This is a genomic window from bacterium (genome assembly GCA_027622355.1).
Classification (GTDB): Bacteria; UBA8248; UBA8248; order UBA8248; family UBA8248; genus JAQBZT01.
Map to the genome: position 1 here is coordinate 16043 of JAQBZT010000005.1, position 13764 is coordinate 29806.

Annotated in this window: 18 protein-coding genes, 1 tRNA gene and 1 pseudogene; 10 read left to right on the top strand and 10 right to left on the bottom strand. The window is 60.4% G+C overall.

Annotated elements, in window-relative coordinates:
• Positions 1-22 precede the first annotated feature (22 nt).
• Positions 23-904: an SUMF1/EgtB/PvdO family nonheme iron enzyme gene (locus O2807_00825; protein MDA0999044.1), complete on the top strand. Its 882-nt coding sequence runs from the start codon at positions 23-25 to the stop codon at positions 902-904.
• Between the two features lie 6 nt (positions 905-910).
• On the opposite strand, the gene O2807_00830 is transcribed toward O2807_00825, so the two are convergent.
• The 6 genes from O2807_00830 to O2807_00855 form a co-directional block, all read right to left on the bottom strand.
• On the bottom strand, positions 911-1222 hold the full coding sequence (locus tag O2807_00830) for a hypothetical protein (protein MDA0999045.1): 312 nt from the start codon (positions 1220-1222) through the stop codon (positions 911-913).
• A 20-nt stretch (positions 1223-1242) separates the two neighbouring features.
• Entirely contained in the window at positions 1243-2553 is a 1311-nt protein-coding gene (locus tag O2807_00835) for a Glu/Leu/Phe/Val dehydrogenase (GenBank protein MDA0999046.1), read from the bottom strand.
• Positions 2538-3314: an enoyl-CoA hydratase/isomerase family protein gene (locus O2807_00840; GenBank protein ID MDA0999047.1), complete on the bottom strand. Its 777-nt coding sequence runs from the start codon at positions 3312-3314 to the stop codon at positions 2538-2540. The genes O2807_00835 and O2807_00840 overlap by 16 nt, the downstream gene beginning before the upstream one ends.
• 25 nt (positions 3315-3339) lie before the next feature.
• Complete coding sequence (locus O2807_00845) at positions 3340-4002, bottom strand: hypothetical protein (GenBank protein MDA0999048.1); 663 nt, start codon at positions 4000-4002, stop codon at positions 3340-3342.
• A 20-nt stretch (positions 4003-4022) separates the two neighbouring features.
• Positions 4023-4388 (bottom strand): cupin domain-containing protein, encoded by a 366-nt coding sequence (locus O2807_00850; GenBank protein ID MDA0999049.1) that lies wholly within the window; start codon positions 4386-4388, stop codon positions 4023-4025.
• A gap of 119 nt (positions 4389-4507) precedes the next feature.
• The gene (locus O2807_00855; GenBank protein MDA0999050.1) at positions 4508-4780 is read right to left on the bottom strand and encodes a hypothetical protein; all 273 of its coding nucleotides are present in this window, start codon (positions 4778-4780) and stop codon (positions 4508-4510) included.
• Between the two features lie 344 nt (positions 4781-5124).
• Between O2807_00855 and O2807_00860 the strand changes: the two genes are divergently transcribed.
• The 4 genes and pseudogenes from O2807_00860 (at position 5125) to O2807_00875 (ending at position 6284) form a co-directional block, all read left to right on the top strand.
• A complete protein-coding gene (locus tag O2807_00860) occupies positions 5125-5271 on the top strand; it encodes a hypothetical protein (GenBank protein MDA0999051.1) in 147 nt (48 codons plus the stop codon).
• A 15-nt stretch (positions 5272-5286) separates the two neighbouring features.
• Positions 5287-5622: pseudogene (locus tag O2807_00865) on the top strand (redoxin domain-containing protein).
• Between the two features lie 137 nt (positions 5623-5759).
• On the top strand, positions 5760-5906 hold the full coding sequence (locus tag O2807_00870; protein ID MDA0999052.1) for a hypothetical protein: 147 nt from the start codon (positions 5760-5762) through the stop codon (positions 5904-5906).
• Between the two features lie 12 nt (positions 5907-5918).
• Positions 5919-6284, top strand: coding sequence for a redoxin domain-containing protein (locus O2807_00875; protein MDA0999053.1), 366 nt, complete (start codon positions 5919-5921; stop codon positions 6282-6284).
• A 54-nt stretch (positions 6285-6338) separates the two neighbouring features.
• On the opposite strand, the gene O2807_00880 is transcribed toward O2807_00875, so the two are convergent.
• The 3 genes from O2807_00880 to O2807_00890 are packed head-to-tail and all read right to left on the bottom strand — an operon-like array spanning position 6339 to position 8662.
• Entirely contained in the window at positions 6339-7019 is a 681-nt protein-coding gene (locus O2807_00880; protein MDA0999054.1) for a cyclase family protein, read from the bottom strand.
• A gap of 22 nt (positions 7020-7041) precedes the next feature.
• Complete coding sequence (locus tag O2807_00885; GenBank protein MDA0999055.1) at positions 7042-7896, bottom strand: alpha/beta hydrolase; 855 nt, start codon at positions 7894-7896, stop codon at positions 7042-7044.
• 10 nt (positions 7897-7906) lie between these two features.
• Positions 7907-8662, bottom strand: coding sequence for a creatininase family protein (locus O2807_00890; protein MDA0999056.1), 756 nt, complete (start codon positions 8660-8662; stop codon positions 7907-7909).
• Positions 8663-8918: 256 nt separating this feature from the next.
• Here O2807_00890 and tadA point away from each other — a divergent pair, with 256 nt between their 5' ends.
• The 4 genes from tadA to O2807_00910 all read left to right on the top strand — a co-directional run bounded on the left by tadA (position 8919) and on the right by O2807_00910 (position 10979).
• Complete coding sequence (gene tadA / locus O2807_00895; GenBank protein MDA0999057.1) at positions 8919-9404, top strand: tRNA adenosine(34) deaminase TadA; 486 nt, start codon at positions 8919-8921, stop codon at positions 9402-9404.
• Between the two features lie 12 nt (positions 9405-9416).
• Positions 9417-9508: transfer RNA gene (locus O2807_00900), tRNA-Ser, on the top strand.
• 224 nt (positions 9509-9732) lie between these two features.
• Positions 9733-10800 (top strand): integrase core domain-containing protein, encoded by a 1068-nt coding sequence (locus O2807_00905; protein MDA0999058.1) that lies wholly within the window; start codon positions 9733-9735, stop codon positions 10798-10800.
• Positions 10797-10979, top strand: a complete 183-nt coding sequence (locus tag O2807_00910) for a hypothetical protein (GenBank protein ID MDA0999059.1) — start codon at positions 10797-10799, stop codon at positions 10977-10979. The genes O2807_00905 and O2807_00910 overlap by 4 nt, the downstream gene beginning before the upstream one ends.
• Positions 10980-11140: 161 nt before the next feature.
• Here O2807_00910 and O2807_00915 read toward each other — a convergent pair whose 3' ends face one another.
• Positions 11141-12562 carry an amidase gene (locus O2807_00915; GenBank protein ID MDA0999060.1) on the bottom strand — a complete coding sequence of 474 codons (1422 nt, stop codon included), beginning with the start codon at positions 12560-12562 and terminating at the stop codon, positions 11141-11143.
• 500 nt (positions 12563-13062) lie between these two features.
• On the opposite strand from O2807_00915, the gene O2807_00920 reads away from it, so the two are divergent.
• Positions 13063-13764 (top strand): TAXI family TRAP transporter solute-binding subunit (locus tag O2807_00920; GenBank protein ID MDA0999061.1); only part of this gene is annotated, 702 nt, incomplete at its 3' end.

Consider the following 13764-nt stretch of genomic DNA (forward strand, 5'->3'; position numbering starts at 1 on the left):
GCCGCCGCTGAGGGGCACATACATGCGCCGCAGTGCCCGCGTCTTTTTTGCCGCGCTTGGACTTCTGGGCGCAATTTTCCTGGTCAATCGCGATGTCCGCGATGATCTTTTTCTAAGGCCGGCTTTCGCAGCGGGCCTGCCAAGGGAGATCATCGGAGCGGACGGAGCCCCCATGGTGCTCGTTCCCAGGGGAGAGTTCCTGATGGGCGCGCAGCCGGGAAATTTCATATTCGGCGACAACGAGCGTCCTCCCCGTCTGGTATATCTGGATGATTTCTACATCGACAAATTCGAAGTGACCAACCGGCGGTTTCTCAAGATTTTAAAACCGGCCGAATCCTACTCCGGGACGTTTCTCCAGCCCGAACAGCCGATCGTCGGCGTCACGTGGTATCAGGCCAGGGATTATTGTACCCAGGTGAAAAAACGTCTTCCCACCGAAGCGGAGTGGGAGAAGGCCGCGCGCGGGACGGACGGTCGCACTTATCCCTGGGGCAACGAGCCGGCGACCTGCGATCGCGCCATCATGGGCGGGGAGATCCCCTCTTGCGACAAGGGGTATTCCACATGGGAGGTGGGGAGCCGTCCGGCGGGCCGGAGCCCCTACGGCGCGCTGGACATGGCGGGAAACGCGATGGAATGGGTGAGGGATTGGTATTCCGAAAATTACTACAAACAAGGCGCCAAGCGGAACCCCGGAGGGCCGCGCAATGGCGATCTTCGGGTGCTGCGCGGCGGCGCCTGGTTCAACAGCGCAAAGCTGATGCGCACGTCTTTTCGGACGGGATTTGATCCGAACAAAGCCAATCACGGCGTGGGATTCCGGTGCGCCCGCAAGGCGACGGTGGGGTTTGTCCAGCGGATGCGCGCCCTGCGGCCCCGGGTGGCGTGGTACCGGAGGTGAGAAGTTTTATTCGGTTTTGCCCTGTGCTTTTTCTCTCCCCCTCCACAGCTTGAGCAAAATCTGCGTCCGGAACCGGGAAAATCGCTTGTAGGAGTGAAACACAGCGAACCCAAGCACCATCACCGCGAAAAGGCCGCCGTACCACGCCGGGATATACCGGGCCATCGCAAACAGCAGGACGAGAATTCCCGCCGAGAGAAGAATGCTACGGGGGGCCCAGATTTCCGGCTGCGCATTTTCATATTTTTGATCGAGGCGGGAGAGAAATCCCTGCTCACCCCTTGTCAGAGAAGATGCGGTTTCCTTTTTTTCGTCCATGGCGTTTTTCCTGTCCTGTGTCAGGGGTAAAGACCTCGCAGTTTTTTGGCCTCAGCCACCCGCTGTACGCCGAGTATCAAGGCGGCGCGGCGGAGCGACACCTCTTTTTGCTCGGACATGGTTTTCACCTCATGGAACGCCCGGGCCATGATTTTGCGGAGCCGGGCGTCCACTTCGTCGGCTTCCCAGAAAAAATGCTGCGTATCCTGAACCCATTCGAGATAGGAGACCGTCACGCCCCCCGCATTGGCAAGAACATCCGGTAAGATGATGACATTTTTTTCGGCGAGAATATCGTCCGCCTCCGGCGTGACGGGGCCGTTCGCGCCCTCGAGAATGAAGCGGCACCTGAGCCGATCGGCGTTCTCTTTGGTGATGACGCCGCCGAGCGCCGCGGGCACCAGCAGGTCGCATCTTTCGTAGAGAAGCTCTTCTTTCGGCATCTCCTCCGCGCCCGGAAATCCCTTGATTTCATCCCCATTTTCCAGTTTGTGGCGGATGAGGGACTGAACGTCGAGACCTTTCTCGTTTCGAATGGCCCCCGTCCGGTCTCCCACGGCCACGATTTTCGTGCCGAGCGCATCGAGAGAAGCCGCCGCCACGGAGCCGACGTTGCCGAATCCCTGAATGACGGCGGTCATCTCCGCCGGGTTCCAGCCCCATGATTTGCACGCGTGCTCGAAGACATAAACGGCTCCCTTGCCCGTGGCTTCGGCGCGGAGAAGCGAGCCGCCGAGAAGAACGGGTTTGCTCGTCACGGCGCCGTGAACGGTGTGGCCGCTGATCATCGAATAGGTGTCCATCATCCAGGCCATGATCTGTTCGTTGGTCCCCATGTCCGGCGCGGGGATGTCCATTTCAGGGCCGATGAAGGGGAGGAGCTCCGCGGTGAACCGGCGGGTGAGGCCCTCGAGCTCGCGTTGCGAGAGTTCGTAAGGTTTTACGGCGACGCCGCCTTTTGCGCCGCCGTAGGGAAGATTCATGAGAGAGCACTTCCAGCTCATCCACATGGCCAGTGCGGCGACCTCGCCGAGGCTGACATCTTCCTGGTAGCGGATGCCGCCTTTGGATGGTCCCAGGGTCAGATTGTGCTGGACGCGGTAGCCGGCGAAGACGCGCGTCGATCCATTGTCCATTTTCACGGGAATCGAGACGAGCAGCGCGCGCTTGGGCTGGCGGAGCCTTTGGTGGATGCCATCATCGAGATGAAGAAGGCACGCCGTATCGTCGAGTTGGGCCAAGGCGGCGCGGTACATCGGAGAGTCGCACTCGCGCAGATAGGGATTTCCGGAAATCAGGTTTTCCTCGCTGGTCTTCACTTTCCCTTCCATTTGGGCTTCCGCTTTTCCAAAAAAGCGTTGATTCCCTCGGCCTTGTCCTCCGTTTCGCAAAGCGCCCCCTGGGCGAATTTTTCCAGCGCGAGCCCGGCCGCGATGCTTCCCTCCATGCCGGAGTGGATCATGGCTTTCATGAACCGAGGCACCATCGGCGCAAAGGCGGCCAGATGATCGGCCATGCGGCGGACGGTGGGCATCAGCTCCTCGAGCGGAACGACGCGTGTCACCAAGCCCATGCGGAGCGCCTGCTCAGCGTCAATGGTCTCGCCCATCAAGAGCATCTCCATGGCCCATGCGCGGCCGATGAGCCGCGGCAGTCTCTGGGTGGCCCCGCCGCCCGGAATGATGCCGAGCTTGCCCTCCGGGGTGGCGAAGCGGGCGTTTTCGGCGGCGACGCGCAGATCGCAGCCCAGGGCGACTTCCAAGCCGCCCCCCATGCAGTATCCGTTGATCGCCGCAATCGTGGGCTTGGGGGTGCGCTCGAGCCGTTCCGCGACGCCCTGGACGAGCGGCTCCAGCGCCTTGCGGAGGTCGCGGTATTTCACCTCGCTCAGGTCGGAGCCCGAGGCGAAGGATTTCTCGCCCGCCCCCGTGATGGCAATCACGCGGACGGAGTCGTCTTCTCCCGCCGCAGCGATGGCGACATGGAGATCGTCCAGCGTGTCCAGAGAAACCGCGTTGTGCTTATCGGGGCGATTGATGGTGATGAGAGCAAGCGGCCCCTCGATGCCGTAAAGAAGATTTTTGTACGCCATCTCGAATCCTCTGGGTGCGCGGGGCCTAACGATTCGTGGGGGTCATTTTCTGGATGACCGACGAGAGTCCTTCGCTCAGCGCGGTACTGATCGTTTTTCGGATGATGCTGTCGAACGCCGCCAGTTCGCTCTGGGTGCCGGTGAATTTGATGTTGATATCTTTGGGCGTCACTTCGACCGTGCGGGTCTGGATGCGGCGCGCCCGTGGATCTCCCAGGCGAAACTCCAGGATCACTGTCCCGCGCCGCTGGGCTTTGACGAATTGCCCGCGGTCGGTGAAATCGAGGATGCGGATTTTCCCGAAAAGCACATAGTCGGATTTCTGCTCGGAAACAGTGTCGAGACTGCCGTCCCATGTTCCGCTACTGGTGCGGAAACCGGCATTCTGTAGCCGCTCGCGGACCATCTGCGTCAGCGATTCCGCGACAGGCCTTTGGTCCGGGACGAGATCGACGATGAGGCGGTGGCGCACGTAGTGGCCGAGGCGGTCTTTCTGCTCCCGGTTGTCCTGAAACGGGGAAACGGCGATGGAGGGCACCTTCACTCCCGCCGGAATCACGCGGGAGAATGCGGGGCCTTCGTAGTGAAGGGGCACGGCGTGGCGCTCCCGCTCGATGGCGCAGCCGGCGGCGCCGATCGCCAGCACGAGCAGAACGATTTTCATGGCGGAGGATCGCATGTTTTTCATGTCAGGTCTCTTTTGGAGGGTTAATTTTTTTCGCGCAGATAGTCATCGGTCCCGTCCAGCCAATCCCGCCGGATGGGGCTGAATATGTCGTAATCGATCGCCTCTTCATCGCCCACAACTTCGGCGCCATGGGGAACATTCGGGGGAATCAGAAGGGTTTGACCCGGCCCGACCTCGATTTTTTCACCGTCAATTTCGAAGAGGATCCTGCCCTTGAGCACATGGGAAATTTGTTCGTGAATGTGGCTGTGCCGTGGAACGATACAGCCAGGCTTGAGGACGAGCCGACAAAACATCTCGTTTTCGCCGACGATCATCTGCCGCGAAAAGCTGCCGGTCACTTGCTCGAGGGGCATATCGGACCAGTCGAATTTCCGGGCTCTCATCGGACTCCTCCCTGACGCTCGATTGGCGGGCCATAACGGAATACTACCGTATTCCGAAGAAGAAAAGGGAAAGCCAGGGAAAGGCGCTGCCATCTCTGCGGCCGGCGCCCGCGAAAGCGCTAGTAAACTGGGAGCCGGCGGGTGAAATCCTTTCGCAGGTTTCGTCCCTTTTTCAAGACGTAGTAATCAGGTCCGTAGCTGATTACACTGGTGATCGGCGGATTGGGGCAGGCTTTCGGGACGATCAGGTTGTTCTGGTTCTCGTCGCGGGGAAGATAGCGTTTTTCGTCTTCGGGCGTCAGTTCCACTTCTATCGCGCAGCCCGAGGACGCCGCCTGGCATTTTTCGCAGGAGGAGAATTTACTGAACTCACAGGGAATCTTCGTGCCCATTTTTTGTTTTCCTCTTTGAAATCCGGAGCCTATGCTATTGAGGCTCAGATGGAGTGTCAAGCAAAAGGCTTCCTCGTCGGCAGGGCTTCCAGATTGCGAGTGGTCGCTCCCGGTCATTTGGTTGTTATTCGATGGAAAAGTCTTGATTTCGGGGACATCGACCGTGGCGGGGAACGTGTAAATCATTGATTTTAAAATTCAGAAATCAATTAAATGAGATTACTTGACGAAATCATTCAGGTTTGCGTATAAGCAGGTGCGGATCAATTTCATCGGAGATTTCAGGGTGCGGGCGGTCGAACCGGCCATCTGCCTTTTTGTTCTTTACTCTCGGAGGGCATGCAATGCCACGGATGTCGCAAAAAATGCTCGATTCGGGGGATGCGTTTCCCAGTTTGACCGTTTCCAAGGTCGGCGGCGGCCAGATCAACCTGCCGGGCGATCTGGCGGGCAACTGGGGCGTGGTTCTCCTGTATCGGGGACACTGGTGACCCTACTGCAAGCAGCAGTTGAGCGCCTTCTCCAAGGCTTCCAAGCTGGCCGAAGAAGGCATCAACGTTGTTGCCGCTTCCGTGGACACGGAAGAAGAAGCAAAGAAGACGATTGGAGAGGCCGGGGTGAATTTCCCGGTCGGCTACGGTCTCGACAACGCCAAGATTTCCGAGGTGACCGGCTGCTTCTACGAAGAGAAGCGCAAGATTCTTCACAGCACGGGCTATGTACTTCGCCCCGACGGCACCGTTGCGGTTGCCGTCTACAGCTCAGGCCCGATCGGCCGCCTCGTCTGGCAGGATGTGCTCGCCCTCGTGCAGTTCTACAAAAAGATGGCGGCAGGCAAGTAGTTTCCAGGAATCTTTTCGCGAAACGCCCTCCCGGTCTACCCGGGGGGGCGTTTTTGCTGGAGCGCCGATTGAAGCGTGCCTCCCCGTCCGCTAAAATGCGGCTTCCTGATATTTCACGTGCGGTGAGGAGATAAAAAATGGCCACGATGAACGAACGTCAGCTCGATACGGGAGACGTCTTTCCGGATCTTGCATTCAAGAAATTAGGTGGCGGGACAATCTCCCTTCCCGGCGATCTGGCGGGAAACTGGGGCGTCATTCTTTTTTACCGGGGCTACTGGTGACCCTACTGCCTGGTGCAGCTAGAAGCCTTCGCGCGGGCGAAAGATCGGCTCGACGCGGAAGGAATCAAGGTTGTCGCCGCCTCCGTGGACACGGAGGAAGTGGTTCGCAAGACGGTGGAAGAGAAGAAAGTCAACTTTCCTATCTCTTATGAGGTCGATTCACTGGAGATATCGCGCCTCACCGGCGCCTACTATCAGAAGGAACCGCTTCCGGATCGGCCGCCCCACTTCCTGCACACGACCGATTTTCTCTTGACCCCCGATGGCATCGTGAACATCGCCGTCTACAGTTCGGGGCCGCTCGGAAGGCTCGTCTGGCAGGACGTGATCCAGGCGGTTCAGTTCCGAAAGAAGAAGATGGTCGCTGCGCAGAAGTAAGCGGAAAAAGAACCACAAAGCCGGGGGAGTAATCCCCCGGTTCTTTTGTGCGGGCTAAGGCAGCCGCGCCACGACCCGCGCGGGCGCGCCTTCGATCTCATGAAGCTTCATGGGGAAGGCGAAAATCTCGAACTCCGTTTCATCGAACGCATCTAGATTCACCACGTGCTCGATGAGCGGGATGCCCCGCCCAAGAACGGTCCGGTGTCCCGGGGAGTCCTCGTGCGTGGGAACCGTCTCGGGCCGCATGCCCGGATCGATGGGATGATCCATGCAGAGGGCCTTCATGCCCAAATCGCAAAGATAAGAACACGCCTCTTTGTCCAAAAACGGATTTTCCGCGAAATAGCGATCCGAAAAGAAGGCCTCCTTCGTCCAGCCGGACCAGGTGACCGCGATGGCACCGGCGATGCGGTCGGGCTTGAATCCCGGTGCACGTTCGATCATCTCTCTTGTGATGGGATTTCCCGGACGCACGGAATCGCGCAAGAGGATTTTCACCGCCCGCCCGCAAAAAGTTTCGAGGGGCATCTCGTCGATCGCGGCCCCCTCCGCGTAAAAATGCCGCGGGGCGTCAATGTGGGTTCCCTGGTGGATCGCCATGCGCACCGCGCTGTTCTGCCTTCCATGGGTATCGAGTTCGTGAAAGCGCCAGAATTCAACGGCCGGAAACGTAGGGACAAGCGCAAGATCGGGATGTCCCAGGGGAGCAGTGAGATCGATCCAGCGCGGCATGATACCTCCCGGGGACAGCGCGTCAATTTCTTAAAAACAGCCCGTGCTTCTGCAGGAAGAGGTTGAGCTGGGTCGCGACGCCCCCCGCCTGCTCGAAAGAAGGATTTCGCTTGGCGCCCTCGATGATCAGGGCCTCGCAGTCGGGGATGCGGGCGGCCAGGACCTGAGCGCTTTCGACACGCTCCTCGTCCTCGCTCCCCGCCAGGACGAGAACCGGACAACGGATTTCTCCAAGGCGCGGGGTCAGATCGGGTGCGTTCAGCAGCGCGCGGCACACGGCGGTGTAGCCCTCCGGCATATTCGCGAGAAAGTTCCTGTGGTGCTCGGCGCGCTCCTTCGGAGACATGCCGCGCGGGAGACCGCCCACGGCCTTGAGCGATTTGTACGCCTCGCCCATGTCTCCTATTTCGGCGTTTTGAATTCTCTTGGTGAACGTGCTCCGAAAAAAAGGTTTCGGCGGCCCTGCGTCCGCCGCCGTGAGAATGAGGCCCGACGGCAGTTCCGGGTTTTCGATAGCGAAAAGGATCGCGACTCTCGCGCCGAGGCCTTGCCCGATGAGGACCGGCCGGGCGAGGCCGAGGCGCTCTATGAGTTTTCTCAAATCTCCTGAAAGCATATCCAGTGTGTAGGGACCCTTGGGGCTGGCGGAGCGGCCCTGGCCCCTCGGTTCGAGGGCGATGATGCGTTGGCCGGAGGGCAGGAGCGGGATGAGACGGTGCCAGATCCAGACGGTGTCGCCCAGCCCCGGCAGGAGAACAAGGGGCGGGCCTTCGCCGCGGATGTCCTCGTAGCAGAGAATGACCGGGTCGTCCGTTCCCGGAGGCGAGAGCTTGATGTGGTGGGCGATTCGGGGCGACTCGCCGGCCAGGCGGACCACGGGGTTCCTCCTACAGTGCGGCGAGCGCCTCGATGATCTCCCGGAGGCGGTCAGCGGAGGCTTCGAAATACTGTTTTCCTCTTTCCGGGTCCGCCACGGTCGCGTCGCCGCTCACGCCCTCGGGAGCGCGGTCACGGTTGTAGTCGGCCGGCCGGTAGAGCGGGCCGCGGTGGTGCATGTCCTGTACCATGAGCGGATGTTTGGGTTGCATCGGTTTTTTCACGGCGGCACCCATGTCCACCAAATCGGGCCGGAGGTGGAGCATCATCGCGGTCTCGAACTCTCCGGCATGGGCCATGCCGCCCACTTCGCTGGCGCGGATCTTCCCGGCGATCTCGCTTCCGAGATGAAAGTAGGTCACCATCCAGAGCTCCGCGCCTGTTTCCTGGCGAAGGGGCAGGGTGGCTGCCTGGAGGGAGGGGCCGTTTCCGCCGTGGCCGTTCACGAGGAGGATCTTCTTGTAGCCGTGCGCGGCGACCGAGCGGACAAGGTCCTGAATCACGGCGATATAGGTTTCCAGGGAAAAAGACAGCGTTCCGGGATAGTCCATGTGATGGAGGGCGAGGCCCGCCCACATGGTGGGAGCGATGAGGACGTTCTCCAGCCCCTCGGCCGCTTTCCGGCAGACGGCGGTGACCAGGCAGGTGTCCACCACGACGGGGTTGTGGGGCCCGTGCTGCTCGATGGAGGCGAAGGGCATCACCACCGCCGCCCCCGCGGCGGCCATCTCCTTGTGGCGGGGCCAGCTGAGTTCTTCCCAGAGCATGGCGAAATCCTATTGCCGGAAACGGGGACTTGATGAATGAGATATAAACCCAGCCTCGCAGGTTTTTCACTGCCGGGCAAGCCTGCGACGGGGGGTGTTTTCGGGCGAGGGGTAAAACCCCGGTTCTCCGGAAGCCCCTTGCCTCTACCCATACCTTCATGTTTTTATTGCGGCGCCGATGTTTTCGCGGCGAGAGGAAAAGGAGCACACTTTGGAACTGCACGCACGGAACGGGGTACGGCCTGATGACCACTGGATGGTGGAAGCCCTGCGGCTGGCCGAGCGGGCCTGGCAGGCGGGCGATGTGCCCGTGGGGGCGGTGCTGGTGCGCGATGGCGAGATCCTCGGGCGGGGCTTCAACCAGCGGGAGGCCTCCACCGATCCGACCGCCCACGCCGAGATCCTGGCGCTCCGCGAGGCGGCCGAGAAGGTAGACCTGTGGCGCCTCGATGGGACCACGATGTATGTCACCCTCGAACCCTGCCCGATGTGCGCGGGGGCGCTCGTGAACGCCCGCATCGGGCGGCTGGTCTACGGCGCGGCCGATCCCAAGGGGGGGGCCTGCGGCTCCCTTTTCGAAATCCACAACGACAGCCGACTGAATCACCGATTCCCCATCACGGGAGGGGTTCTCGCCGAGGAGTGCGCACAGCTTTTGCGCGGTTTTTTCGAGGAGCGAAGGCGAGAGGCGCGCGAGGCCAAGGTCCCCGGCCAGGTGAACGGCAGCGGCTTCCAGCCGTAATATCCTTTTCACGGAGAGGTGGCCGAGTCCGGTTTAAGGCGGCAGACTCGAAATCTGTTGTGCGGGCAACCGTACCGGGGGTTCGAATCCCTCCCTCTCCGCCAAGAATCATTTTTTGTTTTTGTCTCTTTAGCATCTCTACCTACCATCCCCGATTCATCCCGCACACGCGCGGCTTATTGGCTGCAGGCGTAGGGTCAAATAATTCGAACCCTCTTTTTCCTAATGGATACGGCATAACCCCTCCTCGCTCTTCTGCCTGTATACTGCCCTCTATCCCAAATATTCATCGTCAAAACGAGTGGAAAAGAGTGCGCAGGAGAGGCGGATGAGTTGGATCAAGTTGCTTGCCTACATCTCGGGGTCGGTCGATCAGGAACTGCTTCTGCGGAATGAATACCTGGTTGCCGAAAACCGCATCCTTCGGGGTCAGATCACGGGAAGGATTCAGTTGAATGATGGGGAGCGCAAAACGCTGGCTGAAATCGGAAGAAGACTTGGGAGGAAAACCTTAGAGGAAGTGGCCCATATCGTCAGGCCCGAGACCATTCTCGGCTGGAACAAAAGACTGATCGCCAAGAAGTTCGATGGTTCCCAGAAACGGCGCCATCCGGGAAGGCTACGGACCAAAGGGGAAGTCGAGCTCCTCATCCTCCAGTTTGCCAGAGAAAACCGGAGCTGGGGTTATGACCGGATTGTGGGTGCGCTTGAGAACCTGGGATACAAGGTGAGCGACCAAAGTGTGGGGAACATCCTTAGGCGCCACGGCATTCCTCCGGCCCCTGAGCGTAAAAAGACGACGACGTGGAACGAATTCATCCGCTCGCATATGGAAGTCCTCGCGGGCGCGGACTTTTTCACTGCGGAAGTGTGGACAAAGCGTGGGCTGGTCACCTACTACGTTCTCTTTATCATCCAAATGGCCAGCAGGAGAGTCCATGTAGCCGGGATCACACCCCATCCCGAAGAGAAGTGGATGACCCAAATCGCCCGGAATGTGACCATGGCGGATGTGGGATTCCTCCACCCGGGCCAGTACCTGCTCCACGATCGGGACGGGAAGTTCTGCCCAGCCTTCATCAGGATCGTAGATGCAGTAGGCGTGAAACCCCTCAAGCTGCCGCCGAGGAGCCCGAACCTGAATTCCTTTGCCGAGAGATGGATGCGATCGGTCAAGGATGAATGCCTCTCGAAGCTAATCCTGTTTGGTGAGGCGTCGCTCAGACGCTTCCTCGCTTCGTATCTCGATCATTACCACGGGGAACGAAACCATCAGGGGAAGGGAAACGTCATTCTCTTTCCGCCTTTGGGAAAGAGCGGGACTTCCGAAGGGCCCATCCGGTGCCTGGAACGTCTGGGCGGGCTCCTCAGGTATTACCACCGGGAGGCGGCATGAAATCATTCGCCCCGGTGAATGAGAAGGAATTTGAAACTGCGGGATTGTTCCTTTTTGGCGGCCTCTCCCTGATCATGGCGATCTTGAAGCTGGTCAATTGGAATTCGCCTGTGCATGGCGAATTCCCAATCAGCCACCAAATTGCTGCCGAATTAGGAATTCGCCATGCACAGCCATGATGAAATGAGATAATGGAGGAATCGTTTAACAGTTCCGGAGCGCAATTTTCCTCTTACCAAAAACACGGCTGTCGCTTTTTTCGCGGTATTATTCCATTTGTTGCGATTAGCTTCCCAGCCCTCACCTTATTCGCTGTGGGGCCATCGCCATCCAACCTTCCTCACACCGGCGGCCTCCGGCTCCTCAGCTCGGGCGTGGCCTGCTCGAAGGCGTGGCCCGCCCGCAGCACCCGGGCCTCCTCCCAAGGGGGGCCGATGAACTGGATGGACATGGGGAGGCCCTCCTCCGAGAAGCCCATGGGAACGGCCAGGGCCGGGAACCCCGTCATGTTCTGATGGGTGAGGAAGGGCTGGGTGACACTGAGGGAGTAATCGATCTCCTTCCCGTTGACCTTGGTCTTCAGGGTGTCGTTCAAAGGGGCGATGCAGGGGAGCGTAGGCGTGAGGATGACGTCGGCCTTCTCGAAGAGCGCCTGCACCTCCCGCCGCAGCAGCTCCCGCTGGCGCTGGGCCCGGATGTAGACGTCCGGGTCTTCCTTGCCGATGCGTGCCTCAATGCGCTTGCGGGTGAAGTCCCCGTAGCCGTCCGGGTCCTTCGTGTACATCGGGCGGTGGAACTCCAGGAACTCGTGGGCCAAGATCGCCTCGCCCACTTCGCGGATGCGCTTGGCGTCCGGGAAGGGCAGCGTCTCCACCTTCGCCCCGAGCGCCCGCAGCACCCCCACCGCTCGGTCGAAGGCGAGCTGGATCTCGGCGTCCACCTCGGCGTTCTCGCAGAGGTCCGGGCAGAGTCCGAGGTGCAGTCCCTTCACGCCCTTGCCGAGATTGGCGGAGAAGTCAGGCACGGGCACGTCCCGGCTGTAGGGGTCGCGGGGGTCATAGCCCGCGATGGCCTGGAGCACCAGGGCCGCGTCCCGCACCGTGCGCACCATGGGCCCCACGTGGTCGTAGCTCAGGGTGTTGGGGCACACCCCGGAGAGGCTCACTCGCCCGTGGGTAGGCTTGAGCCCCACGATGCCGCAGTGGCAGGCCGGCCCCCGGATGGAGCTCCCGGTGTCCGTCCCCAGGGCGGCGGGCACCATGCCCGCCGCGACCGAGGCGGCCGAGCCCGTGCTCGACCCGCCGGTGATGCGCGTCAGGTCCCAGGGGTTCCGAGCGGTGCCGAGGTGCGGGTTGTGGCTCAGGGGTCCGGAGGCGAACTCCTGGGTGTGGCACTTGCCGAGGAGGATGGCCCCCGCCTTCTTCAACCCGGCCACGGCGAAGGCGTCCGCCTCCGGCACCCGGTCCTTGAAGAAGCTCGACCCGTAGGTGGTGCACACCCCCGCCGTGTCGATGATGTCCTTGAGACCGAAGGGGATGCCGTGCAGGGGACTCTTGGCGCCCCCCGCCGCGATCTCCTCGCCCGCCTTCCGGGCCTCGGCCCGCGCCTGGTCGGCGGTCACCATGATGAAGCCCAGGACCTTCTCGTTCGCCTCCCCGATGCGCTCGAGGTTGGCCTCGACCACGTCGAGGGGGGTGATCTCTTTTCCCGCGATGCGCCGCGCGAGCTCGTGGACAGGGGCGTAGTGGAGTTCGTCTGGCATTTCGGTTTCCTTTCAGGCCAAGAATTCACTTTCCGTCGAATAATCCAATCGAGACAGATTGAGATAGGGGCCGGCCAGAAATTCCGGCTGTCCCCCTGTAGATTCTTCCTTTCAGACTATTTCACCACGATCTTCCACGGGTGCAACTGCTCATCATGCCGTGGCGTGAACTCGACCCTGTGTATGGCGAATTCCCAATCAGCCACCAAATTGCTGCCGAATTAGGAATTCGCCATGCACACGACAAAATACTTGAATTTAAGCTAAGATTATTGGCTCACCATGGCCAGGCGATCAAGCAGCCTTCGGTGTGAGCCGCGCTGTTGGAGGAACGGCGTGGGTTCAGGTTGCATTCGTTGTCTAACAGGGAGGGAGATTCGATGGGGAAAATAGCGTTAGGGGCAGTCGCTGTTGCTGTTACCCTTATCTTTGGCGTTGCCGGATCGGAGGCCGCCAAAGAAAGAATTAATATCGCTTGAGGTGGCTCCAACCCCGGCGGGGTGATGTATTACATGGTGGGTGCGGCAGGCACCATCATTTCCGAAAAGCTGCCACAATATAACATCACACAAGTGACCACCGGCGGATCGACGGAGAACGCCAAGCGCATCATCAAGGGCGAGCTGGATATGGGAATCGTTTACGGCGCCCATGTTTTTATGTCGCAAAAGCCCGAAGGCCCGTTCAAGAACGGCGCGAAAGGCACCATGTTCCGGGGCGTCGCTAAGGCCTACAAGGGCCCGACTTATTTCGTCACCCTGCCCGGTTCGGGCATCAAAAAACTGTCCGACCTGAAGGGCAAACGGGTAGCGCTCGGCCCTCCGGGTTCGGGGACGGTCTTCAACTGCTCCAACATCGCCCGCGCGGTGGGCTTCCTGGGCGACGTCAAGCCGAGCATGATGACGTTCGCCGATGCCGGACGGGCCTTGGCCAACGGTCAGATCGACGCCCTCTGTCAGTCCTCGGCCCCGGCCGCGGCGGTCAAGGAATTGGCGGAAACCAAGGGTGCGATCATTCTTCCGTATACAGCAGCGGAAATGAAAGCGGTGACCACCCAATACCCCTTCTACAGCAAGGGAACCATGCCTGCCACGACTTATAAGGGCGTCCCGGCGACGGATCTGCCGTATCTGACCGTTTACTGGGTTGCGCACCAGCGGGTATCGGCCAAGGCGATCGAGGATATCCTCAGCCTGGTCTAC

Bases quoted from the DNA above. Each gene is read 5' to 3' on its own strand.
- O2807_00825 (MDA0999044.1), top strand. From the start codon at position 23: ATGCGCCGCAGTGCCCGCGTCTTTTTTGCCGCGCTTGGACTTCTGGGC.
- O2807_00830 (MDA0999045.1), bottom strand. From the start codon at position 1,222: ATGGACGAAAAAAAGGAAACCGCATCTTCTCTGACAAGGGGTGAGCAG.
- O2807_00835 (MDA0999046.1), bottom strand. From the start codon at position 2,553: ATGGAAGGGAAAGTGAAGACCAGCGAGGAAAACCTGATTTCCGGAAAT.
- O2807_00840 (MDA0999047.1), bottom strand. From the start codon at position 3,314: ATGGCGTACAAAAATCTTCTTTACGGCATCGAGGGGCCGCTTGCTCTC.
- O2807_00845 (MDA0999048.1), bottom strand. From the start codon at position 4,002: ATGAAAAACATGCGATCCTCCGCCATGAAAATCGTTCTGCTCGTGCTG.
- O2807_00850 (MDA0999049.1), bottom strand. From the start codon at position 4,388: ATGAGAGCCCGGAAATTCGACTGGTCCGATATGCCCCTCGAGCAAGTG.
- O2807_00855 (MDA0999050.1), bottom strand. From the start codon at position 4,780: ATGGGCACGAAGATTCCCTGTGAGTTCAGTAAATTCTCCTCCTGCGAA.
- O2807_00860 (MDA0999051.1), top strand. From the start codon at position 5,125: ATGCCACGGATGTCGCAAAAAATGCTCGATTCGGGGGATGCGTTTCCC.
- O2807_00870 (MDA0999052.1), top strand. From the start codon at position 5,760: ATGGCCACGATGAACGAACGTCAGCTCGATACGGGAGACGTCTTTCCG.
- O2807_00880 (MDA0999054.1), bottom strand. From the start codon at position 7,019: ATGCCGCGCTGGATCGATCTCACTGCTCCCCTGGGACATCCCGATCTT.
- O2807_00890 (MDA0999056.1), bottom strand. From the start codon at position 8,662: ATGCTCTGGGAAGAACTCAGCTGGCCCCGCCACAAGGAGATGGCCGCC.
- tadA (MDA0999057.1), top strand. From the start codon at position 8,919: ATGGTGGAAGCCCTGCGGCTGGCCGAGCGGGCCTGGCAGGCGGGCGAT.
- O2807_00905 (MDA0999058.1), top strand. From the start codon at position 9,733: ATGAGTTGGATCAAGTTGCTTGCCTACATCTCGGGGTCGGTCGATCAG.
- O2807_00910 (MDA0999059.1), top strand. From the start codon at position 10,797: ATGAAATCATTCGCCCCGGTGAATGAGAAGGAATTTGAAACTGCGGGA.
- O2807_00915 (MDA0999060.1), bottom strand. From the start codon at position 12,562: ATGCCAGACGAACTCCACTACGCCCCTGTCCACGAGCTCGCGCGGCGC.